Here is a 23419-nt window from a genome sequence, read left to right as displayed (position 1 = left end):
GTCAGCAGAAGGGATTGGATCCGGGTTGAGAACCACGTACGCTGCGCCAATCGTGTCAGTGTCCGAACCGAGTCCGAACGGGTCACTGTTTCTATGCATCTCGTTCCACCCGAGCGAGCGTATGGCCAACAGCGTGCTTCGGCTGGTGTCCAGCTTCTGCAGCATGGTGCTGGACGACGCCAACGTGAGCTCGCGGTTCTACATGGCCGCGCACGAGCTCGCCGAGAACATCATCAAGTACTCCTCGGGCCCCAGGGTCAGCCTCGAGCTCGCGCTGGAGGAGCGCGAGAGCTCCTGCGTCATGAAGATCTCCGCGCGGAACGAGGCGTCGCCGGAGCGGCTGCGCGAGGTGGAGAGGCGGCTCTTCGAGCTGAAGACGGCGAGCGATCCTGTGAAGCACTATGACGAACTCATCTGTGAGACGGCGATGGTAGAAGGGGTGTCGGGGCTCGGCCTCGCGCGGGTGCGCGCGGAGGGCGGGCTCGACGTGGACTATACGATCGAGGGCAACGAGCTGACGATCATCGCGCACGCGCCGGTGGGGAGGTGGAGGGTCGATGAGCAGCTTAAGGGTTGAGCCCGTCGTCACGGACAGCTTCGGGATCGAGCCGTCCCTGAGGGACGACACCCTCATCGTCAAGCTCACCGGCACGGGCGACATGGCGGCGGTCGCGCCGCTCGGCTTGCTGCTCAAGGACCTCCACGCCGAGGCGGCGCGCCTCCGCGTGAGCGCCATCGAGTTCGACGTGAGGGCCCTTTACTTCCTGAACTCGAGCTGCCTGAAGGCGTTCATCAGCTTCATCGCCGGCATCGCGAGCCAGGGGCCGAAGTGCAAGGTGGAGTTCCTCACCGACGCGAGGCTGGGCTGGCAACGGCGGAGCCTGACGGCCATCGAGCGCATGTCTCCGGAGCTCGTCTCCATCGCCGATACCTGACGCGAGAGCCGCGGGAGATGAGCGAGAAGCGCCGGACGATCGCCTTCCTGATGGACTACGTCGGGGGAGACTACCAGTCCGAGGTGCGCTTCGGCATCGAGCGCGCGGCGGAGGCGCACGACGTCAATCTCGTGATCGCCTTCGGAGAGACGCTCGCGCTGCCCGGCGAGGGGGGGGCGGCCCAGAACAGCGTCTATCAGCTCATCGGCCCGGAGACGGTCGACGGCATCATCGTCGCGTCGGCGACCCTCTGCCATCACATCGGCATCGAGGGGATGCGCGAGTTCTTCCGGGCTTACGCGCCGCTGCCCGTCTTCAGCATCGGGATGGCGATCGACGGTATCCCGAGCCTCATCGTGAACAACGGCCTCGGGATCGATCTCTCGGTCGGGCACATGATCGACGTCCACGGGCGCCGGAACATCGCGTACGTCGGCGGACCGGCCAACAACGAGGAGGCCAAGGCGCGCGCCGACGCCTACTGGGGGGTGCTCGCGGCGCGCGGCTTCCCGCTCGACGAGCGCCTCTTCGCGGTGGGCGCGTTCACGATCGACAGCGGCCGCGTCGCGATACGCGACATCCTGGACCGCGGGGTCGAGGTCGACGCCGTGGTCGCCGCCAACGACAAGATGGCCCTCGGCGTGATCGAGCTGCTCGCGGAGCGGGGGCTCCGCGTCCCGCAGGACATCCTCGTGTCCGGCTTCGACGACGCCTTCATCGCGCGCTTCTCCAAGCCGTCGCTCACCACCGTTCGCCAGCCCATGAAGCGGCTCGGGGCCCAGGCGATGGACACGATGATGCGCATGCTCGACGGCGAGGTCGTCGAGGACATGGCGCTCCTCGACGTCGAGCTCACGTGCCGTGAGTCGTGCGGCTGCCGGGTCCAGGCGAGCGCCTCGCTCTCGCCGTCGGCCTCGACGCCGCGCGACGGGCCGTCCCTGGTCGCGGCGCGGCGGGAGTCGCTGGAGACCGCGCTCAGGAGGAGCGTGGCCATCCCGACGGGCTCGCTCGATGGCTGGCCTGGCGAGCTCCTGTCGGCGCTGGAGGACGAGCTCGCGGGGCGGGAGAACCGCTTCCGGCACGCGCTCGAGGCGCTCCTCGACGCGGCGGGGCGCGCGGGCGCGATCCTCGATCACTTCCAGGGCGTGATCGACGTGCTCCGGGAGCGGCTCGGCCGGCCGCCGTCGGGCGGCGGGGGCGTCGCTCTCTACGATGCCCTCGAGCGGCTCTGGCACGTGTCGCGCATGGTCATTTCGAGCGCGTCGATGCGCGTCGAGGGGGAGCGGCGGCTGACCGTGGAGCTCGCGGCGACGTACCTCAGCTGGAGCGCGCGGAGCTTCTCGACGTGCCTGAGCCTGCCCAGCCTGAAGCGCGTGCTCGCGTCGGAGCTGCCGGTCCTCGGGATATCGCGGGCCGCTGTGTCGCTGTATGACGACGCTCCCGAGGCGCAGCGAGGTGTCATGAGGTCGCTCTTCCTGATGGAGGACGGCCGCGAGGTGGACCCGCCGGCGGCGAGCTTCCCGGCGCGGCGCCTCGCGCCCGACGGGTTCCTGGGAGGCCGGGAGCGCACGACCATGATCGCGCTCCCCGTCGCGTTCGGCGACGAGGAGAAGTTCGGTGTCGCGGTGTTCAGCAGCGGCGCGCACGAGCTGATCTACGACGCGCTCCGCCTCCAGATCGGCTCCGCGACCAAGGCCGCGGCGCTGCACCGGGAGATGGTCCGTCAGGTGGAGGCGCGCGAGCGGCTGGAGCAGGAGCGGGTCCGCCAGGAGAGCGTCGTCGCGGCGCGCATCCAGACGACGCTGGTCCCGGAGCGGCTGTCGGTCGCGGGGCTCTCGCTCTGCGCCGTCATGAAGCCGGCCGCCGAGGTGGGCGGCGACTACTACGACGTGCTCGCGACCGCCGACGGCGGCTGGCTCGGGATCGGCGACGTGGCGGGGCACGGGCTCGCTGCGGGGCTCGTGATGCTGATGATCCAGAGCATGGTCTCGGCGCTGACGCGCAGGGACCCGAGGGCGAGCCCCGCCAGGGTGATCTCGGCCATCAACGCGGCGCTGTACGAGAACGTCCGCGGCCGCTTGATGCGGGACGAGCACGCGACGCTGCTCCTCTTGCGGTACGAGCGGAGCGGGCGGGTGACGTTCGCCGGGGCGCACGACGACATCCTCGTGTGCCGCGCGAAGACCCGCCGCTGCGTGTGCATCCCGAGCTCGGGGGTCTGGATCGGCACGCTGCCATCCATCAACGAATTGACGCGAGACGCCGAGTTCGTCCTGGAGGACGGCGACGTCCTCGTGCTCTACAGCGATGGAGTGACCGAGGCGCGCGACGCCCACCATGAGCAGTTCGGCCTCGAGCGGCTCTGCACCACCATCGAGGCCGTCCAGACCGAATCCGTCGTGGTCATTCGTGACAGGATCCTGAAAGAGGTCGAGGGGTGGTGCCCGAGCCCCGACGACGACATCACGATCGTCGTGGCGAGGTACCGCGCCCCCCGGCAGCCCTGACGCATCGGTCGAGGCGCGGCCGGCGCGCCCGGCGAAGCGGCGAGCGCCGTGGTCGAGACGGACGCCGTGAACAGCGCGCCGCGGCGCTCGCGATCGTTCGCTCGCCTACATGGGCACACGGCCGACCAAGGGGGATTGGATCCGGTGCAAGAATTACGTACGCTGCGTGAACCGTGTTAGCTTCCGGACTGGGCCAGGACGCTTCACCGTTCTTGTGCATCACGTTTTTCCCGAGTGAACGGATGGCTAGCGCGGTGTTACGGCTCGTGTCCAGCTTCTGTGGGATGGTGCTGGACGATGAGAGTGAGAGCTCGCGGTTCTACATGGCCGCGCACGAGCTCGTCGAGAACCTCATCAAGTACTCGTCCGGCCCGGAGGTCAGCATCGAGCTCGCGCTGGAGGGGGGCGAGGGCGCGCGGGTCCTCGTGATCCGCGCGCGGAACGAGGCGTCGCCGGAGCGGCTGCGCGAGGTGGAGCGGCGGCTCTCCGCGCTGAGGTCGGCGAGCGATCCTGTGAAGCACTATGACGAGCTCATCTGTGAGACGGCGATGGTAGAAGGGGTATCCGGGCTCGGCCTCGCGCGGGTGCGCGCGGAGGGCGGGCTCGACGTGGACTACACGATCGAGGGGAGCAGGCTGACGATCATCGCGCAGGCGCCGGTTGCGGGATGGAGGGGAGATGAGCGGTTTACGGGTTGAGCCTGTCGTCACGGACAGCTTCGGGATCGAGCCGACCCTGAGGGACGACACCCTCGGCGTCAAGCTCACCGGCACGGGCGACATGGCGGCGGCGCCGCCGCTCGGCCTTTGCCTCAAGGCCCTCCAGGGAGAGGTCATGCGCCTCTCCATCAGCGCGGTGCAGTTCGATATAAGGTCTCTTTACTTTCTCAACTCGAGCTGCCTGAAAGCGTTCATCAGCTTCATCTGCGGGCTCGCGGGCCAGGGGCTGAAGTGCAAGGTGCAATTTCGCACGGACGCACGGCTGGGATGGCAAAGACGGAGCCTGGCGGCGCTCGAGCGCATGTCTCCGGAGCTGGTCTCGATCGAGGACACCTGACCGGAGAGCCGCAGGACAAGATGAAGAAGCGCCGGACGATCGCCCTCGTGATGGACTATGTGCGCGGCGAGTACCAATCCGCGCTGCGGATCGGGGTCGAGCGCGCCGCCGAGGCGCACGACGTCAACCTCGTGATCGCCGTCGGGGAGACGCTCTCCGCCCACGGTCCCTCCGAGGCCGCCCAGAACAGCATCTACCGCCTCGTCAGCGCGGAGGCGGTCGACGGCATCGTGGTCGCGTCGGCGACGCTGTGCAATTTCGTCGGCGCCGAGGGGGTGCAGCGCTTCTGCCTGGATTACGCGCCGATGCCCCTGTGCAGCATCGGGATCCCGCTGGAGGGCATCCCGAGCATCGTCGTGGACAACGGCCTCGGGATCGAGATGGCGGCCGGCCACCTGCTCGACGATCACGCGTGCCGGCGCGTCGCGTACATCGGCGGTCCGGTCAACAACGGGGAGGCGAGGATCCGTGCCGACGCGTTCCGCAAGGCGCTCGCCGCGCGGGCGATCCCGTACGACGAGCGCTTCGTCGCGAGCGGCCAGTTCACGATCGACACGGGCCGCGCCGCGATGGCCGAGATCCTGGACCGCGGGGTCGAGATCGACGCCGTTGTCGCGGCGAACGACAACATGGCCCTCGGCGCGATCGAGCTCCTGAAGGCGCGGGGCCTCCACGTGCCGAGGGACATCCTGGTGTGCGGCTTCGACGACGTGGGCGTCGCGCGCTACGCGAAGCCGTCCTTGACGACGGTTCGCCAGCCGATCAAGCGGCTCGGGGAGATCGCGCTCGAGACGGTCGTGCGCATGCTCGACGGCGAGTCCGTCCCGGAACGGAACATGCAGCAGATCGAGCTCACGCGGCGCGAGTCCTGCGGCTGCGCGTACCAGGCGATCGCGACGCGGCCGCTCACGAACCCGCCGCGCCTCGGGGCGATGTCGCTCGGCGGCCGGCGCGACGAGCTGGAGCGCGCGCTCGAGCAGGCCGTGGGGATCCCGGCCGCGTCGCTCGACGGCTGGGCGGGCGGGCTCCTGTCGGCGCTGGAAGAGGAGCTCGAGGGCCACGACGGGTGCTTCCTGCACGTGCTGGAGCGCGTCCTCGACACGGCCGGGCGCGAGGGGGTGTTCCTCGATCTGTTCCAGGGCGTGGTGACGCTCCTGCGCGCGCGGCTCCGGCGGCCGGTCGAGGAGGGGGGCGACGCCGCCGTGAACGAGGCCCTGGAGCAGCTGTGGCATGCGTGCCGCGTCCTCATCGGGAGCGCGTCCGTGCGCGTCGAGGGGCGGCAGCGCCTCGACGTGGAGGTCGCCTCGATCGACCTGAGCTGGAGCGGGCGGTGGTTCTCGACGTGCCTGAGCTTGCCCCTCTTCCAGCGCATGCTGGCCTCGGAGATGCCCAGGCTGCACTTCACGCGCGCGGCCGTCTCGCTCTACGACGACGCCCAGCGAGCCACCCTGAAGACGCTGTTCCTGATGGAGGACGGCCGCGCGCTGGCGCCGCCGACCGAGAGCTTCCCGTCGCGCTCCCTGGCCCCTCCCGGGTTCCTGAGCTCGAGCGAGCGCACGAGCGTCGTCGTGATGCCGCTCACGTTCGGTGACACCGAGTATTTCGGGGTGATGGCGCTGAACAGCGGCATGAACGAGATGGTCTACGACGCGCTGCGGCTCCAGATCGGCTCCGCGGTGAAGACGGTGGCGCTGCACCGGGAGATGGTGCGTCAGGTGGAGCTGCGCGAGCGGCTGGAGCAGGAGAGCGAGCGGCAGGAGACGGCGCTCGCGGCGCGGCTCCAGACGACGCTGGTGCCAGAGCGGCTGCACATCGAGGGGCTGGAGCTCTCCGCGGCCATGACGCCGGCGGCCGAGGTGGGCGGCGACTACTACGACGTCATCGCGACGCCCGAGGGGGGGTGGCTCGGGATCGGCGACGTCGCGGGGCACGGGCTCGCCGCGGGGCTCGTGATGCTGATGATCCAGAGCATGGTGTCGGCGCTGACGAGCAGGGACCCGGGCGCGAGCCCGAGCGAGCTGCTCGCGGCGCTCAACAAGGCGCTCTACAAGAACGTGCGCAGCCGGCTGAAGCGGGACGAGCACGCGACGCTGCTCCTGCTCCGGTACGAGCGGGGCGGGCGGGTGACGTTCGCCGGGGCGCACGACGACATCATCGTGTGCTCGGCGCGCACGCGGCGGTGCGTGTGCATCCCGAGCTCGGGCGTCTGGATCGGCGTGTTGCCCGTCATCGACGAGGTGACACGGGACGCCCAGTTCGTCCTGGAGGACGGGGACGTGCTCGTGCTCTACAGCGACGGGGTGACGGAGGCGCGCAACGCGCACCGCGAGCAGTTCGGGCTGGAGCGGCTCTGCACCGCCATCGAGGCCGTGCAGACCGCGCCGGTCGAGGCGATCCGCGACAGGATCCTGAGGGAGGTCGAGGGGTGGTGCCCGAGCCCGGACGACGACATCACGGTCGTCGTGGCGCGGTACCGGGCGCCGGCATAGCGCCGGGGGCTATCCTTAAAACTGTCGCGTCGTCGCTGCATGGCGGCGCTCGATGACGCTTCTGTGGAGGAATGGAGACGTTCCGTCCTCGCCCGTGGTCTTCCGGCGTGGGGCGCTGGACTGGCCCTGCGCGCGATGCTGGACTCATCGGCGCGGCGCGGCCGCCTCGGCCGCGGCCGCGGTGTGCTGCAGCGGACGCGAGGGGCCGCGCGCCGGAGCCCGGAGATCGCACCATGGTTTACCCCGACCTGCAGGTTGTCGAGCGCGCCCTCGCCGCCGTCGAGGCGCTGCGTGCCAGCGCCATCGAGCACGAGCAGCGCAACCGGCACCTGATCGATGCGGTGCACCCGAAGCACCGAGCGGGAGCGACGAACCTGCTGCACTACCTCGCTGTCCGGCAGCAGGACATCCGCGATCTGCAGCGGCAGCTCGCGTCGCTCGGGTTGAGCTCGCTGGGGCGCCTGGAGCGCTGCGCGCTGGCCTCCCTCGACGCCGTGCGCGGCGCGCTCGACGCGCTCGCGCGGCGCCCCGAGGTGCGGCCTCCCGGCGAGTCGCCCACCACGTTCGCCTCGGGGGGCGCGCTGCTCGAGGAGCACGCGCGGGTGCTGCTCGGGGAGGGGCGCCAGGGGCGAACGACGCGGGTGATGGTGACGCTGCCCGGGGACGCGCGGAAGGGGGAGCTGAAGCGGCTGATCGAGGGCGGGATGGACGTCGCGCGGATCAACTGCGCGAAGGAGGACGCGGGCGCGTGGGCCGGGCTCATCGAGCGGCTCCGGGAGGCGGGGCGGGAGACCGGGGTCCGGTGCAAGGTCCTCTGCGACATCGCCGGGCCCAATCCGCGCGTGAGCAAGATCGACGGGGGTTCGGCGCGCGTCACGCTGTCCGAGCGGGGTGAGCGGCCCTGGCTCTGGCTCTGCAAGGACGTGAAGCGGGCGCGCCCCTCGGCGGGCAGCACCGGCGCAGGGGAGGTGCTCGCGCTCGGCTGCACCATCCCGGAGGTCGTGGACGACCTCCGGCCCGGGCACCGGGTGTTCTACGACGACGGGCGGCTCGGCGGCACGGTCAAGCTCGTGACCGAGGGCGCCGCGCTCGTGGAGGTGGATTTCGCGCGCCAGGGATCCGTGAAGCTGAAGTCAGGAAAGGGCCTGAACTTTCCGGACACCGAGCTCGGGATCCCGTCGCTCACGCCGAAGGATCTGGAGGATCTCGGCTTCATCGCGCGCCACGCGGACATGGTGGGGCTCTCGTTCGTTCGGTCTCCTTCCGATGTGGAGCGCCTCCAGGCGGAGCTCGCCGCGCGCGAGGCCGCTCACCTCGGGATCGTCCTCAAGATCGAGACGACGCCTGGGTTCGCGCGGTTTCCGAGGCTCCTGCTCACGGCGATGCGCAGCGAGAACGTGGGGGTGATGCTGGCGCGCGGCGATATGGCCGTCGAGATGGGGTTCATGCGGCTGGCGGAGGTCCAGGAGGAGCTCCTGTGGCTCTGCGAGGCCGCGCTGGTCCCCGCCATCTGGGCGACGCAGGTGCTCGAGAGCCTGAACAAGACCGGCGTGCCGACCCGCGGGGAGGTGACGGACGCGGCGATGAGCTCGCGCGCGGAGTGCGTGATGCTCAACCAGGGTGAGAACATCGTCGCGACGGTCGCCTTCGTGGTCGACGTCCTCCGCCGGATGCACGAGCACCAGGACAAGAAGCGGGCGCTCATGCGGTCGCTCGGGGTCTCACGCCTCGACTGAGGCGTCGAGCCGACCCGGGTTGGGGGTGGCCGACCCGGGTTGGGGGTGGCCGACCCGGGTTGGGGTTGGCCGACCCGGGTTGGGGGGTGGCCGACCCGGGTTGGGCGCGGGGTGGCCGACCCGGGTTGGGGGGTGGCCGACCCGGGTTGGGCGCGGGGTGGCCGACCCGGGTTGGGCGCGGGGTGGCCGACCCGGGTTGGGCGCGGGGTGGCCGACCCGGGTTGGCCGACCCGGGTTGGGGGGTGGCCGACCCGGGTTGGGCGCGGGGTGGCCGACCCGGGTTGGGGGGTGGCCGACCCGGGTTGGGCGCCGATCCGGCCGACCCACAAACCCGACCCGGGTTGGGCGCTACCGGTTGGGCGCTACCCGACCTGGGTTGAGGGCGTCGAGCCGACCCGGGTTGGCCGACCCGGGTTGGGCGCTTTCATCGGGTTGGGAGTCCGGGTTCAGCTCCGGCTCAGTCAACCGAAGGCACGGTGGCGTCGACCCGGGTTGGGAGGCCGCGCGCGCCCGCCGGCGCGCGGAACGCTGCGCCCGACAGCTCCCGCCGCATGCAGGTGGCCGCCTCGTCGTAGCGGGGGTCGGACGCGCTCCCGATGATCGTCGGCACCACGATATAGCCCTCGGCGTCGACGTTGAACTCCACCCGGATGGCGTCAGGCGGCAGCAGGCTCCCGCCCGGGCCGCGGCAGCGCTGCACGAGGTCCCAGTAAAGCTGCGCCCGCGCCGCCTTCTCGATCGCCGGGCTCGACATGTTGGCCTGCACCATGGGCGCGCCGATCTCGACGCGCGAGCGGGAGGCAGGTGCGGGGGCGGGCGCCGGCTCCGGCGGGAGCGCGGAGGGCGCTGGGAGCCCTGTGCTCGTGCCAATCTTCGCGACCCTCACGCCATCGGCCGGCCCGGGGGCGGCCTCCCGCGCGGCGGCGAGGATCTCCTCGAGCGCATCCGGCTCGACGGACCCCACCGCTGGCGCGCTGTCCGCCCGGAGGCGGGCGCCGCGGTCGTCCAGCGACGCGGCGGCGCCGCGCGCCCAGGGGGTGAGCGCCCCGGCGTCGGCCCCCGCCGGCGGCGCGGGCGACGGGCGCTCGCAGGCCGCGAGCAGCGGGAGCAGGGCCACGAGCGCGGTGCGCACGAGGAGAGGGTCGATCGAATGCGCGTCGCGCGCAACAGCGCCGGCAGTGTACCGTGGCATCGCACGTCGATGCGCGCGCTCCTCGCGATCCTGCGGATCGGTCTTCGCTCGCTGCGCGAGGGGAGCACGTCGCCCATGTCGTCGTCATCGGGCGGCCTGCGAGGCGGCTCTTCCAGCGCCGCCGCGCGCCTCGCCCTCGTCGTGGCGCTGTCGTCGCTCGCGGGCGCCCTGTCCGGGCTGCTCCCGGCGATCGCCGGCGTGGCCCTCGGCGCCGTCTCCGGGCGCGAGGCGCCGCCCTCGGGCGGCATCGGCGGCGCGCTCGCCCGGCTGCTCGCCGGCGCACCGCCGGCGGCCGTGGTCCTCGCAGCGCTCGGCGCCACGCTCGTGTCGGCCTCCCTGGCGGTGCTCTCGGGCCGGAAGAGCTCGGAGCTCGGCGGCGACCTCACCGCCGCGCTCCGCGTCGCGCTCTTCCGGGCGGCGCTCTCCGCCTCGCCCCGCGACGTGGACGCCGCCGGGCGCGCGCTCATCGCGGCGCAGGCGGCGGGACCCGCGCCGCGGCCGCCGAGCGCCGGGCCCGCGCCGCCCGTCCGGGGCGCGGAGGTCGTGCGGCTCGCGATCGCGCGGGACGCCGGCCTCGTCGCCGATTTCGCGATCGCCGTCGCGACCGGCTTGCCCCAGGCGCTCGCGACGCTCGCGGTCCTCGCCGCGTCGCTGCTCTCGAGCGGCATGGCGCTCGTCCTCGCGGGCGGCGCGGCGCTGTTCGCGGCCTCGCGCCTCGCGGCGGACCGGGCCTCTGGCCGCGTGGCGCGCGCGATGCGGGAGATGCAGCACGCCGACACGGCCGTCTTCGGCGCGGTGGGCGAGGCGCTTTCGGGAGCGGAGGACCTCCGGCTGCTCGGCGCGCGCGCCCAGGCCGAGGGAGAGCTCGCCGTGGCTGCGCGCCGGGTCGCGGACGCGCGCCGCCGCTTCGGCCAGGCGCTCGCCGTCTCCGGCCAGATCAAGGGCACGCTCGCGGCGCTCTCGCCGCTCGTCATCGTCGCCGCGCTCGCGGCCTCTCGCGGGGGCGCCGGCGCGGGCGAGGTCGGAGAGCTCCTGCTCGTGGTGCCGCTGCTGATGGCGCGCCTCGAGGCGCTCGATGCCCTCCGCGCCGGCTTCATCGAGCGCGCCCCCCTGCTGCGCGCGACGCTCGCGCTGCTGCGCTTGCCCGAGCACCCGCCGCGCCCCTCCGGCGGCCTCGCGGTGCGCCTGGACGGCGAGGCGAGGCGCCCCCTGTCGATCGCCTTCGAGGGGGTCACGTTCACGCCGCCGGGCGCGAGCCGCCCCGTCCTCGATGGCGTGTCGCTCTCGATCCCCGCCGGAGCGGTGGTCGGCGTCTGCGGTCGCTCCGGCAGCGGCAAGTCGATGCTCCTGCGCCTGCTCCTGCGTCTCGACGAGCCGTCGTCGGGCGCGATCGCCGTGGGCGGCGTGGATCTGCGGCAGATCCCGCCCGAGGAGCTCCCGCGGCTGTTCGGCGTGGTGGGGCAATCGACGCGGCTGTTCGAGCGGAGCATCGCGGACAACCTGGCGCTCGGCCTCGAGCCCGCGCCCACGGAGGAGCGCATGCGCGAGGCGCTCCGCCGGGTGGAGCTCGACGAGCTCGCAGGCGCGCCGCCGGCGGAGGGCGAGGCGCGGCCCGCGCGCGGCCTCGCGACGGAGGTGCGCGCCTCACCGCCGAGCCTTTCGGGCGGTGAGGCGCGGCGGCTGCTGCTCGCGCGGGTGCTGCTGCGCGAGCCGCGGGTCTTCGTGCTGGACGAGCCGGAGGCGGGCCTGCCGGGCGCCACCGCCGAGGCGGTCCTCCGCATGGCGTGCGAGGTCGCCGCCGGGCGCACGGCCATCGTCGTGACCCACGCGCCGCACCTCCTCAGGTCGACGTTCAACGTGCTGCTCGACGGCGGTCGGGTCGCGGCGGTGGGCACGCACGAATCCCTCTGCGAGAGCTCGCCGCTCTATCGGTCGCTCCTGGCCGAGGCGCTGAAGCGAGCGCCTGCTCCCGTGAGGCCGGCTTCGAGCTGACCCGATCAGGATTCTCACCTTGTTCGCTCAATCCAGCTTGTACATGCCTCCGCTGGTTGGCTCGGCCGAAGGGGGATGGTAACCTCTCGGTGGTCCGGGTGGCAGCTGCCACGGTCTGGACCGCCCGAGCCGCCGAGGTGCAGCGGCGTCGCAGGCCCGCACAGGAAGAGGGGGCATCATTCAAGCATTCAATGCTCGGTTGTTTCGGGCAGAGCGCCCGTGGGAAGCCCTGGACATCGCCCGGATCGACGGTGCGACGGTTCGGCTGCATTGGACCGACCAACCTTACGTGTGGCACACCAATGACGGTGTGGAGGTCTTCGCGGTCCTTGACGGCGTGGTCGAGATGCACGTCCGCATGGACGGCGATGTGCAGCGCGTGCGCCTCGAGGCGGGCGACGTCTTCCGTGCAGACGAAGGGGACGAGCACGCGGCCCATCCGGTAGGCGAGGCACGGATCCTCGTGATCGAGCGGGCCGGCAGCCCCTGAGAGCAGGCGCGCGGCCGAGCAGAGCGCCGCGGCTCGTGATCGCCCACGGCGCGCGGCCCGGCTGGCGCTGGGGAGGGAGGCGATCTCAGAGGAGACGGGGCTCGATATCCGCCACGAGCGGTACCCCGATCACCTGCTCGACCCGGGTGATCACTCGGGCCATCCGCGCAACTGCCTCGCTGGCAGAGCGACCCTCGACGAGCGCATACCCGAGCCGGGTGAAGAACTGCTCCGGCGGAACCTTCACCTCGGTCCTGGCGCCCGTCCAGTACTCGAACTCGAGGAGGCCTTCGATCGCAGGACGCTCCTCGACCCCGCTGCGCGTGACCCCGGGCTCGCGCGGCACGAAGAAGCAGATCCCCAGGCATCGCGCCGGCGGACTGGCAGGTGGGACCGGCATGCCCAGCGCTGCTCGGCCTGCCGCGAGGCTGGGGCTCGCGCCGGTGCTGAGCTCGACGAGGAAGGGAATCTTGTCGCCGCCGAGCCGCGCCGCCACCTCGATGATCATCGGGCCGCGCCTGCTCGATATGCGGAGTTCTGTGTGGGTCGCGCAGTGGTCGAGATCGAGGGCGCGAAGCGCTCTCTCGGTCATGGTCAGCATGGCTTCTCTCTGTTCCGCTGACAGCGGCGCCGGAGTGACGTGCGCCACCTCCTCGAAGAACGGCTCCGGAGAGGTGATCTTCCGGGTGATCCCGTAGTGTACGATACGCTCTCCCGACACGACCGATTCGACGCTGTACTCGGGGCCATCGATGTACTCCTCGATCATGTAGCCGCCCCCTGGGTCGGGCAGCGTGGGATGATTGTCCTTCGCGATCACCTCCTCGGCCCAGCCGAGCTCCGACCACGCGCCGATCTTGAAGACGTTCAGAGACGCGAACCCCATGATCGGCTTGACCACGGCGGGCATGGGGAAGTCAGGCGGACGTCGCGTCAAGACGTCGGTCATCAACAGCACCCTGGGCACCGGGATGCACGCCGCGGCGAAGCGGCGGCGCATCTCGTGCTTGTCGCGCGCCGCACGCGCGCTCGCCAGCGTCGGCGCGCGGATCCCCATGTCCGCGGCGAGCTCCGCGGCCAGCGGCACGAGCCGCTCGACGAACGTGAGCACCCCGTCGACCGGCTGCCGCCGGTGGTGATCGAGGACGCGCTCACGGAAGCTCGGGCCGTCCACGTCGGCCTCCACGAAGCCGCCGAGGTAGCGCTGCTGCCATGTCGGCGGGCTCTTCGCCGCCAGGACGAGGTCGATCCCGCCTCGGCGCAGCGCCTCGAAGGTGAACGAGCGATAGCTTTCCTTTCCGCTTTCAATCAGGAGGAGACGTTTCATTGACACGCACCCGATGACGGCGCCGTGGACCTCGCGATCGCCACGAGAGAGGCGTGCCGCCCTTGCTGAGTTGTTATGAAGAGGAGCACCGCGGCGACGGCGCACCCCACGATCGCCAAGCCAGGTCCCGCGCGCGTGACGCCGGACGCGTCGATGACGAGCGCGAGGAGGATGGGAAGCGCGGCCTTGGTCACCTGGAACACCACCGTCGTGCGAGCGGCCCACTCCGCGCCCTCTCGGTCGCTCGCGACGTTCTCGAAGATCAGCGTCCGCTGGCGGATCCGCAGCGTGTTGAACGCGTAGCCCAGCACGAACGTGAGCGCCATGGCGACGACGACGCTCCTCGTGATCCACAGCCCAGTATCCGCGAGCGCGATCACGAACACCGACGCGAGGACCTGCCAGCGCTCTGCCCGCTGCGCCACGACGATCAGGGAGGCGAGCAGGGCGCCCACTCCCGCGGACGCGCTCACCAATCCATAGTCGCTCGCGTGCCACAGCTTGCCCTTCTGCATGACGATGGGGAAGAGATAGTTGTACGACCCGAGCTGGATCGTGAGCACCAGCACGCCGAGCAGCGCGAGCCAGAGCAACAGAGACCGGGACGACGAGCGCGAGGGCCGCGCGGGGCGCACCTGCGGCCCTGGATCTCGGCTTGGCAGCTGCCGGCCGCGCTGCACGCCGCCCACCTCGTCGCGGAGCAGCGCGGGGATCAGGGATCCGACGGCGAGCGTCCCGATGAGGGCGATGAAGGTAAAGCGAATTCCCGCGCGTTCGAGGAGCATGCCGCCCAGCGCCCCGCCCGTGAAGGCGCCCAGCTGGATGCTCGTCTGCGACATCCGCGACGCTTCTCCGGCGCTGAGCACGTCGCGCAGCACCAGGCTCGCCATCGTCGTCTCGATGCACTGCTGGACGATGAACACCGTAATCGTGAACGCCCCGGCCACGCCATAGAGCGTCCAGAGGGGCATGGGCGACGGCAACAGCAGGGCGCCGACCGCCACGAGCAGCCCCGCCCCGCGCGCCGCTGCGAAGGCGTGCAAAGGGGCGCGTGAGATCCACGACTTGAGCTGCGGGAACGCCGACTGCAGGGCATAGGGCGCCACGCTCATCAGGGCCAGCGTCAGGCCCAGGGGCAGCGTGGACTTGCTGCTGGCGAGCGCCGTCCAGACGAGCGCCACCGTGAGCATCGTGTCGCCGGACAGCGTCACGGCGAGCAGCGCGATGAGCCAGTACTTGCGCATTCTCATGGTGCCTCATTCACAATCACGAGGCCGAGCGCGCCCTCGAGCTCGCCCGCGCCATGCTCGACTCGCTCGATGTCTCCAGGCCCTCGGTAGAGCCCCTTCACCGAGAGCAGCCCGGTGATATCGAACCCTCTGGGCGCAGCCCGGACGATCGCCCCCGGGCGCGCAGTCGGAAAATACGCGACGAACGACTCCGAGAGGCTCGCCGGCCCGCTGTGGTTCTCGACGACCCGCCCGCTCCGATAGACGAACTTGATGCAGGTCGCCATCCGTGGGGCCGAGCGACGGAGCGCGTGCTCGACGAGGCCGGAGCGCGCGGGCACGCACGACGCGACGTGCGCCGCGACGAGGTCGATCGAGTATACGTCGCGGATGTTCCGGTAGACATGCCCGCCGCTGACGCGCGGGCTGAACTCCACGACCCGGTAGGCGCCGCCGGCGTCCTTGCGAAGCTCGACGTTGAAGAGCGATCTCCGCAGATCGAGGCGCCGGCATATCCGGTCCGCGATATCGAAGAGCCCAGCTTCCTCCTCGGGGCGCTTGAACGGCAGCGAGTAGAGATCTTCCTCGAAGAACGGTCCGGGCATGCGCATCTTGTTATGAATGCCACCCAGGTGGAGCTCCCCGTCGATCACCACCCCGTCGAGGGTCACCTCGTCGCCAGGGAGGAACTCCTCCAGCAGGGCGAAGGTCTCGATCTTCCCTGCGTAGTAGTTTCCCGCTCCGCTGCGCGCGAGGGTCTCGATCGCGGTCAGCCGGGACCGCAGCTCGGCTGTACTGGTGGCGAGGGTCACGTGCATGCTGGACGCCGCGCGGGTCGGCTTGACGATGAGCGGGAAGCCCATGTGCTCTGCCTCGATGCAGGCCTGCTCGACGTCGACGACCTCGAGGAACGCCGGGGTCGGCAGGCCATGCTCCGCGAGGAAGCGGCGCTGCCTGGACTTGTCTCGCGCGATGGCCGCCGCCGCGGGCGAGGCCGTGCTCGCCCCCAGCGCCGCGTTGATGGCTGCCCAGACCTCGATGTCCGTCTCCTGGAACGTGACGGCGAGGCTGATGCCGTGGGCGCGGCAATACTCGATCGCGCGGTCCACCGCGCTCTCCCTCTCTGCGGGGGGGATCCGGATGACGCTGGCGAAGCGCGGGTCGTCCGCCGCCTGGGGTACTTCGGTGAGGAGATGGACCGACAGCCCGAGGCGGCGAAGCGTCTCGATGTGATCGCCGTGGATGCCGTAGCCTTTACGCATCACCAACAGAATGCTCGTCATGATCGATCCTCGGTCAGTATGAACGAAATGGCGTCGCCGACCTGGACGGCGGGGATCGCCCGCTCCGTCATGGGTCTGATATGGTTGCTCATGCCGTGCCACGGGCACCTGATCGCGCACGGGTCCTCGCTCCTCGTGCCGAGGCTGAGCGGCCCGCCGCGATGCGGGCAGTAATCCGGGATCACATAGGTGGCGCTCCTCCACTCGAGGAGGAAGACGCGCCTTCCGAGGGCGTAGAAAGGACCCTTGTCGGCGCGCGCGCGTGACATGACGCACGCGCCGCGGGCTTGCTTCTCGGGGCTCATCGTCGACGTACCTTCTGCACCCGATACGTGCACGGCTCGTTGATGACGCGCGAGCCGTGGAGGCGGCCCGCGGGGATGATGATGCTGTCGCCGGCCTCGAGGACGACAGGGGTGATTCCGGCGAAGAACTCCATCGAGCCGAGCTCTACCGTGAAGAGCTCGTCGTGATCGTGGATGTGGGAGTAGGAGATCTCGCCGCTGGGCTCGGAGAACGCAAGGGGCGCATCGACGGCCTCGTACGCGCGACGAGCGACCTTGAAGCCACCCTTGCGGCTTCGCTCCAGGTCTTCGACGAACGCCATTTGCTCGAGGTAGTCCCGGTCGGCGAGGCCCTGGAGCAAGCGGAACGACTCGAACCCGATGACCATCTCCGGGATCACTTGAGCGCCGCAGAGCGCGATCGTCGGCCTGATGACATCATCGAGCACCATCCTGCGGTGATGTTGATCGATGTGCACATGCTCGTCGAAGTAGCGCGTGTCGACGCCTGCCCCCTCGAACGCCCTGCGCAGAGCCCTGCTCAGCGCCTTGTTGAAGTGAGGGATCGACGCCTCGGTGTAGTAGAGCGCGCCGAGGTAACGGAACCAGAGGTGCTTGTTCGAGCAGACGTGGTGGAAGTAATTCGTCAGGGCTATCGAGCTTGGGAGATAGTGGAAGTAGTACCTGTGCGGCTCGGGGTCGAGCCCGACCGAGCTGCAGCAGCGCTCGAACAGGGTCGAGTGCTTCCTGTCATGGACACCATACCCGTACTCGTCGATGAACACCTTCATCAGCTCCGATTGGGTGGCGCCGAAGCTCCCGAGCATGGCGCGTCCCATGGCAGACGCCTCGCTCAGGAAGTCCGACGCCTGCTGGATGAGCAGGTACCGATAGGCTGTCGTCGGGGAGTCCAGGGCATCGATTCGAGCGGTGAGGCTGCAAGGCTCCTCCTCATACCGCTCGATCACGCCGAGGAAGTACTGCTCCAGATGCTCCCATTCCCACTTCCCCGTCACCTTGATCTCATGGTCGTCCAGGAACGAGAACGCGGCGCGCTCGAGAGCGACGCGGTTGGACTGGCCGAGGGCGACGTTGTCGGGATCGTAGAACGCTCGGAAGGACGGGAGGTCGTGGCTCTCGAAGCGGCGCTGCGGCAGGAAGAGCATGGACTGTTCATAAATGTTGAGAAGGATTCGATGGATAGCCAGGGAGCGGTTCGTCGACAGCTCGCTGGCCGCGAGCGGCCCAAGGAGATCGACGGAGCCGAGATCCTGCCTGCGAAACGGCCTGTTCCACGGGGTCTTCGGCAAGAGGTCGGCCGGTAGATCGAAGGCGGGGGAGGAGAGATACTGTTGAATCGAGTGCATCGCTTCGCTTTCTTGGCGTTCGTCTGGCTGCGAGCTTGGCGGTCGTGTGGGTGCCGACGCACGAGCCCGAGCGGCGCTCGCAGCGCACCGTGCTCGGCACAATTGGGTGGGGTCGTCGCCCTCAGGCTCGGCGCGCGAGTGCAATCCACAGACCATGCCCGCACGGAAGGTCGAAGCGGCTTGGATCTGACGAAGCGCGCACCCCTCTGGCGGGCAGCGGGAGATCCTCCGCGAGGTCATGGCGCTCGGCAGGGCTTCTGCGCGTAGGGGTCTTGCTCGATCGAGCAACGGTTGGATGCGATGCGGGCAGACTGGACGACGCTTCTCGGGCTCGTGCGCTAAGCACCGGCGCTTCGAGCGACATACGGGCTGCCTATCGGCCGGGCGCATCGGGACGCCCACGGACAGCGCCCGTGCCGCGCCTTTTCAGCTGGGTAACGGGCTCATCACGGGCGCGGTGTTTCGCGTAAAAGGCCGCGCCGGCTCGTCGGATCCACACGTTGGCCCCCGTGTGCTGTCCTGCCGAGTTCGGCATCGGCGCCGCTCTTGTTCATGAGGCGGCCTCCATGGTTGTGCGTAGGTGTCTGTTGAGAATGAGTGTTTATAAAGGGTCTGCCGCCGACGAGCGCGACGCCAGCGGCGATGAGCAGGAGGCGACAGGTGAGGCCGCAAGGCGGTTCGGCTCAGGGCGAGCAGGGGGCCGTGCCGAACGAGGGGGATAGGGCGCTCGCCTGACGGGGCGCCGCTGCCGTGCAGATTGGCCGCTTGCGCGGGTATCCTGGTTGGAAGGAGTCGTGCGCTCGCCTGCGCGGCCTCACCCGTCGCCGGGGCCGCCCGCTCTCACGGTCTGGTTGGCGATCTGCTCGGTGTCGCTGCCGGGGCGGAGCGCCTCCTCCGGCACGTCCGCCGGTACATCGGGGGGGCGGCCTGCGAGCCCTCGCGCGAGGCAGACGAGGATGGAAGCGGTCCCCCAGGCGAGCGCGAACGCGACGCCTGCGTCGACGATCCCGCGGTACGGCGGGGGCATCTGCCGGACGAGCACGATGACCGCCACGATGCCCGCGATGAGCACCCACGTCGCGATCAGCCGGCGGCGCGTCGTGTGAAAGAGCGCCATGCAGTAGAGCGGCGCCAGCGCCACGTGCAGCGGACGACGGTGGTCCGCGAGGTGGAGCGCGCGCGCGACTACCCGCGGCGAGAAGCGCTGCTGAAAGCCGCGATACCCCTCGAAATAGGCGATCGCGACCGTCCAGACCCCAAGGAGGACGAGCTGGCCTGTCGTGAGATCGTGGGCTGTCAGGATGCGAACCGCGGTGGCCCCGAGGCGGTAGATGGCGTCGACCAGGACGGCCACGACGCCGAGGACACCCCAGAGGACGACGGCGAGGCGGCGCTGCTGCTCGCGGGTGGACGAGCTCATCGCACCCGCGCCGGATCGAGGGGCCTCGCGGCCGCGGGGCGCGAGCCGTCTGCCGCGTACGGGGGCGATCGCTTCGGACGGTGCGCAAGGCAGCCGAATCGCGGCATGTCGTCGCATGCTAGGAGAGGCTCGGAGCACGTCAACCGGAACCTCACCCGGCAGGAGACCGCCTGTGGCACCTGCGCCGGCAGCGCTGCACCGGGTCGATGCCGGCGGCGCGCCGGCATCGACCCGGGTTGGGGGCGCGACGAGGCGACCCGGGTTGGGCGCGCCGGCATCGACCCGGGTTGGGCGCGCCGGCATCGCCGGCATCGCCGGCATTGACCCGGGTTGGGGGCGCGACGAGGCGACCCGGGTTGGGCGACGAGGCGACCCGGGTTGGGGGCGCGACGAGGCGACCCGGGTTGGGGGCGCGACGAGGCGACCCGGGTTGGGGGCGCGACGAGGCGACCCGGGTTGGGCGCGCGGAGCGGCTCGGCGCGAGCGTCATTGCGGTTCGCTTGAGGGCCCTCCGGCGGTAGCATCGGCGGTCCATGCCGCTCGCCGACCGCTCCGCGCCGGGTGTCCCGCCCGCCCCGGCGCGGGCCCTCCCGCCTCACCCGCACGCGCTGCGCTCGCCGCTCGCGCCCTTCACGGCGCGCCTCCGCGACCTGCTCTCGACCGTCGAGTCGGCGGCGCTCCTCGGCGCAGTGGAGGCGCGGGTGCGCGGGCTCGGGGAGCACCTGCGCTTCGCGTGCCTCGCGATGCCGTGCTCGGAGGCGCTCGTCGCGCTCGAGATGGAAACGCTCGGGCGGCTCACCGTCCCTGTCGTCGCCGACGCGGTCGGCTTCCGCGCCCCGGGCGCGGAGCTGCCGCCGAGCGGTACCCCGTTCGCGTACCTGCTCGGTGGCGGCGGCGGGCACGCGGTGGAGCTGTCCGACGGCGATCCGATGATCGCGCCGCTCCGGCCGCTCCTGGCCGCCGCGCCGGCGTCCGCGATCTTCGTGCCCATCCGCGTCGGCGCAGCGACCGTGGGCGGCGCCGCGCTGTTCTCGCACGAGGCGCCCCTCGGCGGGCGAGAGCTCGACCTGGCCGAGCGGCTGGCCGAGGTCCTTGCGCTGACCGTGGAGTCGTTCCGCACCGAGCGCGTCGTCTTCGAGCTCTTCGCGCGCGCGATGCCGGACCTGCTCGCGCAGGCACCAGGCCAGCCGGCGGCGGGGCCGGGCGGGCGCGCAGCCTCGGGCGCGGAACCTCCCATTCCGGAAGGGGCGGCTCCGCCGCCGACCTCGCTCCGCGCCGCGCTGGAGCGGCACATCCACGCGCTGCGCCTCACACCCGAGTACCGCCGCCGCCTGGAGCTCGCCGCGGTGGTGGGCAGGCTCGCCGAGCGCGGCGAGGCGGAGGCCCGCCTGGCCCTCGACCTCCTCGCGCGGATCGACGCCTACGCGAGCGGCGCGGGCGATTCAGGGGAGCCGGCCTCCGCAGGGGAGGGGAGCTCCGCGTGACCACGGCTCCTCCCGCAGGACCGGGCGGCGAGCTCCACGGCGCGCCACGCCCGGGCGCGCGAAGCGGCGCCGGCGTGCGCGTCGCGCTGATCGACTCCGGCGTCGATGCCTCGCACCCCGCGCTGCGCGCAGCGGCGCTGCGGCACGTCGCCCTGGTCCAGCGCGGCGCTGGCGGTGGCGCGTACGGGGTCGCGCCGTGCGCTCCGGGAGATCTCAGCGGGCACGGGACGGCGTGCGCCGGCATCGTCCACCGCATGGCGCCCGCGGCCGAGATCACGAGCGTCCGCGCGCTCGGCGATGACGGGCGGTGCTCGCGTGACGGGCTCGTCGCCGCGCTGCGCTTCTGCGTCCGCGAGCGATTCTCCGTGGTCAACCTGAGCCTCGGCATCGACATCCCGAAGAACGCGCCGCTCCGCCCGGGTGACTACCGCTCGCTGGTCGAGCTCTACGAGGTCGCGGACGCCGCCTATACCGCGGAGGTCGTGCTCGTGGCCGCCGGACCGAACGCGGCGGCGTTCCGCACCTATCCAGGCCGCTTCAAGTCGCTGATCGGCGTCGGCAGAGGGGCCTTCCAGGACCCGGAGGCGCTCCGGAGCGAGCTCACGCTCGACCACGAGATCCTCGCGCCCGGCGACGACGTGCTCGCGCCCGCGCCCGGCGGCGGCGAGCGGCGCTGGACCGGTACGTCGTTCGCGGCGCCCCACGTGACCGCGCACGTCGCGCGGATCCGCGCCGCGTGGCCGGAGCTCTCGATCGAGGCGGTGAAGGCGGCGCTGCACGGGCTCGCGCGCGGGGCGCGCGGCGAGGGGGTGGAGGAGCGCGGTGCTCCCGCTTGATCCGATCGACAGCGTGTCGCCGCTGTCGCGGCTGCTGCGGAGCGCGCCGGGCGCAGAGGTCCGCGCCGAGCTCGACCGCGTCGAGGCGCTCCTTTGTGTCGGCGGCGATCGTGCGGCGGCGGTGCTCGAGGGCGGGCCGCTCGTCGCGGCGGCGCTCGGCTTCGGGCGCGGCGCGCTCGCGTTGCGTGAGGGGGCGCTGGACGCGGCCGTGCTGCACCTCGAGGGCGCTGTCGCCGCGTTCGACCGAGGAGGGGCCGCCGAGGCCCGGGACCTCGCGCGGTGCGAGGCGGCGCTCGCGCGCTTGCGCCGCGACGTCCGAGCGGCCTGCGCGTCCGCCATCGAGGAGCTCGACGCCATCGCAGCTGCAGGCGATCCCGGACGCCGCGCCGCGGTCGTCGCCGCCCACTACCGCGGTACGGCCGAGCGGCTCCTCGGCGACGCGGCGGCTGCGCAGCGCACGCTGCTGTCGGCGCTGCGCCGCTCGGAGCCGTTCCTGGGCGAGCGCGCGCAGATCCTGAACTCGCTCGGCACGCTCTATGTGACCCTCGGCGCGCACGGCGCGGCCGAGGCGCTGCTCGAGCACGCGGCCGAGCTCCACCGCCGCCGGGGCGACTCCGTGGGCGAGGCGATCGCCTGCGGCCAGCTCGGCGCCGCGGCGCTCGGCCTCGGCGCCTTGGAGCGCGCCCGAGCCCCGCTCCAGCGACAGGAGTGGCTGTGCGCGCGCCTCGGCGACGCGTTCGGCCGGGCGCGTGCGCTCACGTTCCTCTCCGAGCTTGCGCTCGAGCTCGGCCGCGCCGACGACGCCCTCGCGCTCGCGACCTCCGCCCGCGAGACGGCCGAGCACGCCGCGCCGCCACTCCGAACCTGGGTCGCTTACGCTTCGAGGGCGATCGGGCGCGCGCGGCGGGATCTCGGCGATCCGGGCGCGGCGGCGGCGCTGGATGAAGCGGGCGCACTCTTCCGCGCGCTCGGCCTTCCGCTCGGCGAGGCGCTCGCCGCCTGGGATCGCGCCTCGACCGAGGCGCTCGCGCTCGCGGAGCCAGCGGACTGGTTCTCCGCCGCTTGGTCGCTCGGCTCCCTGGGTCTGTCCTCGCGGGTCGCGCAGCTCCTCCGGGAGCGTCTGGAAATCGAGCAAGCCGCGCCGCTGCCTGAGAAGGGAGGGCCGGCGCCAGACGGCGAGGCCCGCGAGCGGGCGCTTGCCGCGGCGGCGCAGACCTCGCCTCACGTGGCGATGCAGCGCGAGGTCGAGCTCGTTTACGATCGTCCCGACCACCTTGCCGCGATCGCCGCTCGCCGGACGGCGGCTCAGCGCAACCTCGGTCGGCTCGCGGCGTTGACGCTCGCCCGGCCTGGGCTCATCGTCGCCGCGATCGCGGCATCGCCCCTCGGTGCCCGTGGCCGCGCGCTCCCCCCCGAGCGCGCGATGGCGGTCTGCGTGGCCGACCTGCCCGGCATCACGGTATGGATCTGGCCAGCGGCTGCCACGCCAGCCACCATCGGCAACGATCTAGCCGTGCTGCGCGCGACGCTGGGTGAGCCGCTGCGCGCTGCGCTGGCGTTCGCGCCGACAGGGCGCGTGCTGTGTCCGCCGTTCGCGGGCGACACTGGCGCGGAGCTCGATGCGGTCGAGCTCGTTGGTTTGATGGCGCTGCCCGCCGTGCTCGCGCCGGGCGAGCTTCGCCTAGATCCGCAGCTCGGCTGGGACGGCGACGCTCGCGCGAGCGTGGAGGCTCTGGGATTCGTCGTCACGAACAACCTGTGCCACCCAGGTTGACCCGCGAGCCGCGCGCGC

The 23419-nt window shown here is 71.6% G+C and carries 19 protein-coding genes; 12 read left to right on the top strand and 7 right to left on the bottom strand.

The genetic code is table 11. From position 1 onward, the window contains the following. Nucleotides 1–121 precede the first annotated feature (121 nt). From WMF34_RS26845 to WMF34_RS26815, 7 genes are all read left to right on the top strand, one after another. Nucleotides 122–577, top strand: coding sequence for a hypothetical protein (locus WMF34_RS26845; RefSeq protein WP_231864259.1), 456 nt, complete (start codon nt 122–124; stop codon nt 575–577). Next, on the top strand, nt 558–935 hold the full coding sequence (locus tag WMF34_RS26840; RefSeq protein WP_437989561.1) for a hypothetical protein: 378 nt from the start codon (nt 558–560) through the stop codon (nt 933–935). The genes WMF34_RS26845 and WMF34_RS26840 overlap by 20 nt, the downstream gene beginning before the upstream one ends. A gap of 17 nt (nt 936–952) precedes the next feature. Continuing rightward, the gene (locus tag WMF34_RS26835; RefSeq protein ID WP_437989560.1) at nt 953–3442 is read left to right on the top strand and encodes a SpoIIE family protein phosphatase; all 2490 of its coding nucleotides are present in this window, start codon (nt 953–955) and stop codon (nt 3440–3442) included. Nucleotides 3443–3726: 284 nt separating this feature from the next. Then, on the top strand, nt 3727–4140 hold the full coding sequence (locus WMF34_RS26830) for a hypothetical protein (RefSeq protein ID WP_437979985.1): 414 nt from the start codon (nt 3727–3729) through the stop codon (nt 4138–4140). Further along, entirely contained in the window at nt 4121–4498 is a 378-nt protein-coding gene (locus tag WMF34_RS26825; RefSeq protein WP_437989559.1) for a hypothetical protein, read from the top strand. The genes WMF34_RS26830 and WMF34_RS26825 overlap by 20 nt, the downstream gene beginning before the upstream one ends. A 20-nt stretch (nt 4499–4518) precedes the next feature. Next, nucleotides 4519–6987: a SpoIIE family protein phosphatase gene (locus tag WMF34_RS26820; protein WP_437989558.1), complete on the top strand. Its 2469-nt coding sequence runs from the start codon at nt 4519–4521 to the stop codon at nt 6985–6987. Nucleotides 6988–7220: 233 nt separating this feature from the next. After that, nucleotides 7221–8723, top strand: coding sequence for a pyruvate kinase (locus WMF34_RS26815; RefSeq protein WP_437989557.1), 1503 nt, complete (start codon nt 7221–7223; stop codon nt 8721–8723). Between the two features lie 457 nt (nt 8724–9180). On the opposite strand, the gene WMF34_RS26810 is transcribed toward WMF34_RS26815, so the two are convergent. Further along, nucleotides 9181–9855 (bottom strand): hypothetical protein, encoded by a 675-nt coding sequence (locus WMF34_RS26810; protein ID WP_044965840.1) that lies wholly within the window; start codon nt 9853–9855, stop codon nt 9181–9183. A gap of 18 nt (nt 9856–9873) precedes the next feature. On the opposite strand from WMF34_RS26810, the gene WMF34_RS26805 reads away from it, so the two are divergent. Both WMF34_RS26805 and WMF34_RS26800 read left to right on the top strand, forming a co-directional pair. Next, nucleotides 9874–11907, top strand: a complete 2034-nt coding sequence (locus tag WMF34_RS26805; RefSeq protein ID WP_437989556.1) for an ATP-binding cassette domain-containing protein — start codon at nt 9874–9876, stop codon at nt 11905–11907. Nucleotides 11908–12106: 199 nt separating this feature from the next. Continuing rightward, a complete protein-coding gene (locus tag WMF34_RS26800) occupies nt 12107–12397 on the top strand; it encodes a cupin domain-containing protein (RefSeq protein WP_437989555.1) in 291 nt (96 codons plus the stop codon). Nucleotides 12398–12482: 85 nt separating this feature from the next. Here WMF34_RS26800 and WMF34_RS26795 read toward each other — a convergent pair whose 3' ends face one another. The 6 genes from WMF34_RS26795 to WMF34_RS26770 all read right to left on the bottom strand — a co-directional run bounded on the left by WMF34_RS26795 (nt 12483) and on the right by WMF34_RS26770 (nt 19307). Beyond that, the gene (locus WMF34_RS26795; protein ID WP_437989554.1) at nt 12483–13724 is read right to left on the bottom strand and encodes an ATP-grasp domain-containing protein; all 1242 of its coding nucleotides are present in this window, start codon (nt 13722–13724) and stop codon (nt 12483–12485) included. Beyond that, nucleotides 13721–14974 carry a hypothetical protein gene (locus WMF34_RS26790; protein ID WP_437989553.1) on the bottom strand — a complete coding sequence of 418 codons (1254 nt, stop codon included), beginning with the start codon at nt 14972–14974 and terminating at the stop codon, nt 13721–13723. The genes WMF34_RS26795 and WMF34_RS26790 overlap by 4 nt, the downstream gene beginning before the upstream one ends. After that, nucleotides 14971–16236 (bottom strand): ATP-grasp domain-containing protein, encoded by a 1266-nt coding sequence (locus WMF34_RS26785; RefSeq protein ID WP_437989552.1) that lies wholly within the window; start codon nt 16234–16236, stop codon nt 14971–14973. Before WMF34_RS26785 ends, WMF34_RS26790 begins: the two co-directional genes overlap by 4 nt. Next, nucleotides 16233–16541, bottom strand: coding sequence for a Rieske 2Fe-2S domain-containing protein (locus tag WMF34_RS26780; RefSeq protein WP_437989551.1), 309 nt, complete (start codon nt 16539–16541; stop codon nt 16233–16235). Before WMF34_RS26780 ends, WMF34_RS26785 begins: the two co-directional genes overlap by 4 nt. Continuing rightward, nucleotides 16538–17887: an iron-containing redox enzyme family protein gene (locus WMF34_RS26775; RefSeq protein ID WP_437989550.1), complete on the bottom strand. Its 1350-nt coding sequence runs from the start codon at nt 17885–17887 to the stop codon at nt 16538–16540. Before WMF34_RS26775 ends, WMF34_RS26780 begins: the two co-directional genes overlap by 4 nt. An 814-nt stretch (nt 17888–18701) precedes the next feature. Then, complete coding sequence (locus tag WMF34_RS26770) at nt 18702–19307, bottom strand: hypothetical protein (RefSeq protein WP_044965832.1); 606 nt, start codon at nt 19305–19307, stop codon at nt 18702–18704. Between the two features lie 533 nt (nt 19308–19840). Here WMF34_RS26770 and WMF34_RS26765 point away from each other — a divergent pair. Genes WMF34_RS26765 through WMF34_RS26755 form a run of 3 tightly spaced genes read left to right on the top strand, consistent with a single transcriptional unit; the run spans nt 19841 to nt 23401 of the window. Next, the gene (locus tag WMF34_RS26765) at nt 19841–20791 is read left to right on the top strand and encodes a hypothetical protein (protein WP_437989549.1); all 951 of its coding nucleotides are present in this window, start codon (nt 19841–19843) and stop codon (nt 20789–20791) included. Continuing rightward, complete coding sequence (locus tag WMF34_RS26760) at nt 20788–21627, top strand: S8 family peptidase (protein ID WP_012237817.1); 840 nt, start codon at nt 20788–20790, stop codon at nt 21625–21627. The genes WMF34_RS26765 and WMF34_RS26760 overlap by 4 nt, the downstream gene beginning before the upstream one ends. Then, entirely contained in the window at nt 21614–23401 is a 1788-nt protein-coding gene (locus WMF34_RS26755; RefSeq protein WP_012237816.1) for a hypothetical protein, read from the top strand. The genes WMF34_RS26760 and WMF34_RS26755 overlap by 14 nt, the downstream gene beginning before the upstream one ends. The last annotated feature ends 18 nt before the right edge of the window (nt 23402–23419 follow it).

The sequence above is a fragment of the Sorangium sp. So ce145 genome (genome assembly GCF_051525985.1).
Lineage (GTDB): Bacteria > Myxococcota_A > Polyangia > Polyangiales > Polyangiaceae > Sorangium > Sorangium cellulosum_B.
The sequence above is the reverse complement of the archived record's forward strand: the minus strand, read 5'-3'. Positions and strand labels throughout refer to the sequence as shown.

Excerpts from the sequence above, each read along its gene's own strand:
- WMF34_RS26845 (WP_231864259.1), top strand. The coding sequence starts at position 122 with ATGGCCAACAGCGTGCTTCGGCTGGTGTCCAGCTTCTGCAGCATGGTG.
- WMF34_RS26840 (WP_437989561.1), top strand. The coding sequence starts at position 558 with ATGAGCAGCTTAAGGGTTGAGCCCGTCGTCACGGACAGCTTCGGGATC.
- WMF34_RS26835 (WP_437989560.1), top strand. The coding sequence starts at position 953 with ATGAGCGAGAAGCGCCGGACGATCGCCTTCCTGATGGACTACGTCGGG.
- WMF34_RS26830 (WP_437979985.1), top strand. The coding sequence starts at position 3,727 with ATGGTGCTGGACGATGAGAGTGAGAGCTCGCGGTTCTACATGGCCGCG.
- WMF34_RS26825 (WP_437989559.1), top strand. The coding sequence starts at position 4,121 with ATGAGCGGTTTACGGGTTGAGCCTGTCGTCACGGACAGCTTCGGGATC.
- WMF34_RS26820 (WP_437989558.1), top strand. The coding sequence starts at position 4,519 with ATGAAGAAGCGCCGGACGATCGCCCTCGTGATGGACTATGTGCGCGGC.
- WMF34_RS26815 (WP_437989557.1), top strand. The coding sequence starts at position 7,221 with ATGGTTTACCCCGACCTGCAGGTTGTCGAGCGCGCCCTCGCCGCCGTC.
- WMF34_RS26805 (WP_437989556.1), top strand. The coding sequence starts at position 9,874 with ATGCGCGTCGCGCGCAACAGCGCCGGCAGTGTACCGTGGCATCGCACG.
- WMF34_RS26795 (WP_437989554.1), bottom strand. The coding sequence starts at position 13,724 with ATGAAACGTCTCCTCCTGATTGAAAGCGGAAAGGAAAGCTATCGCTCG.
- WMF34_RS26790 (WP_437989553.1), bottom strand. The coding sequence starts at position 14,974 with ATGAGAATGCGCAAGTACTGGCTCATCGCGCTGCTCGCCGTGACGCTG.
- WMF34_RS26785 (WP_437989552.1), bottom strand. The coding sequence starts at position 16,236 with ATGACGAGCATTCTGTTGGTGATGCGTAAAGGCTACGGCATCCACGGC.
- WMF34_RS26780 (WP_437989551.1), bottom strand. The coding sequence starts at position 16,541 with ATGAGCCCCGAGAAGCAAGCCCGCGGCGCGTGCGTCATGTCACGCGCG.
- WMF34_RS26775 (WP_437989550.1), bottom strand. The coding sequence starts at position 17,887 with ATGCACTCGATTCAACAGTATCTCTCCTCCCCCGCCTTCGATCTACCG.
- WMF34_RS26770 (WP_044965832.1), bottom strand. The coding sequence starts at position 19,307 with ATGAGCTCGTCCACCCGCGAGCAGCAGCGCCGCCTCGCCGTCGTCCTC.
- WMF34_RS26765 (WP_437989549.1), top strand. The coding sequence starts at position 19,841 with ATGCCGCTCGCCGACCGCTCCGCGCCGGGTGTCCCGCCCGCCCCGGCG.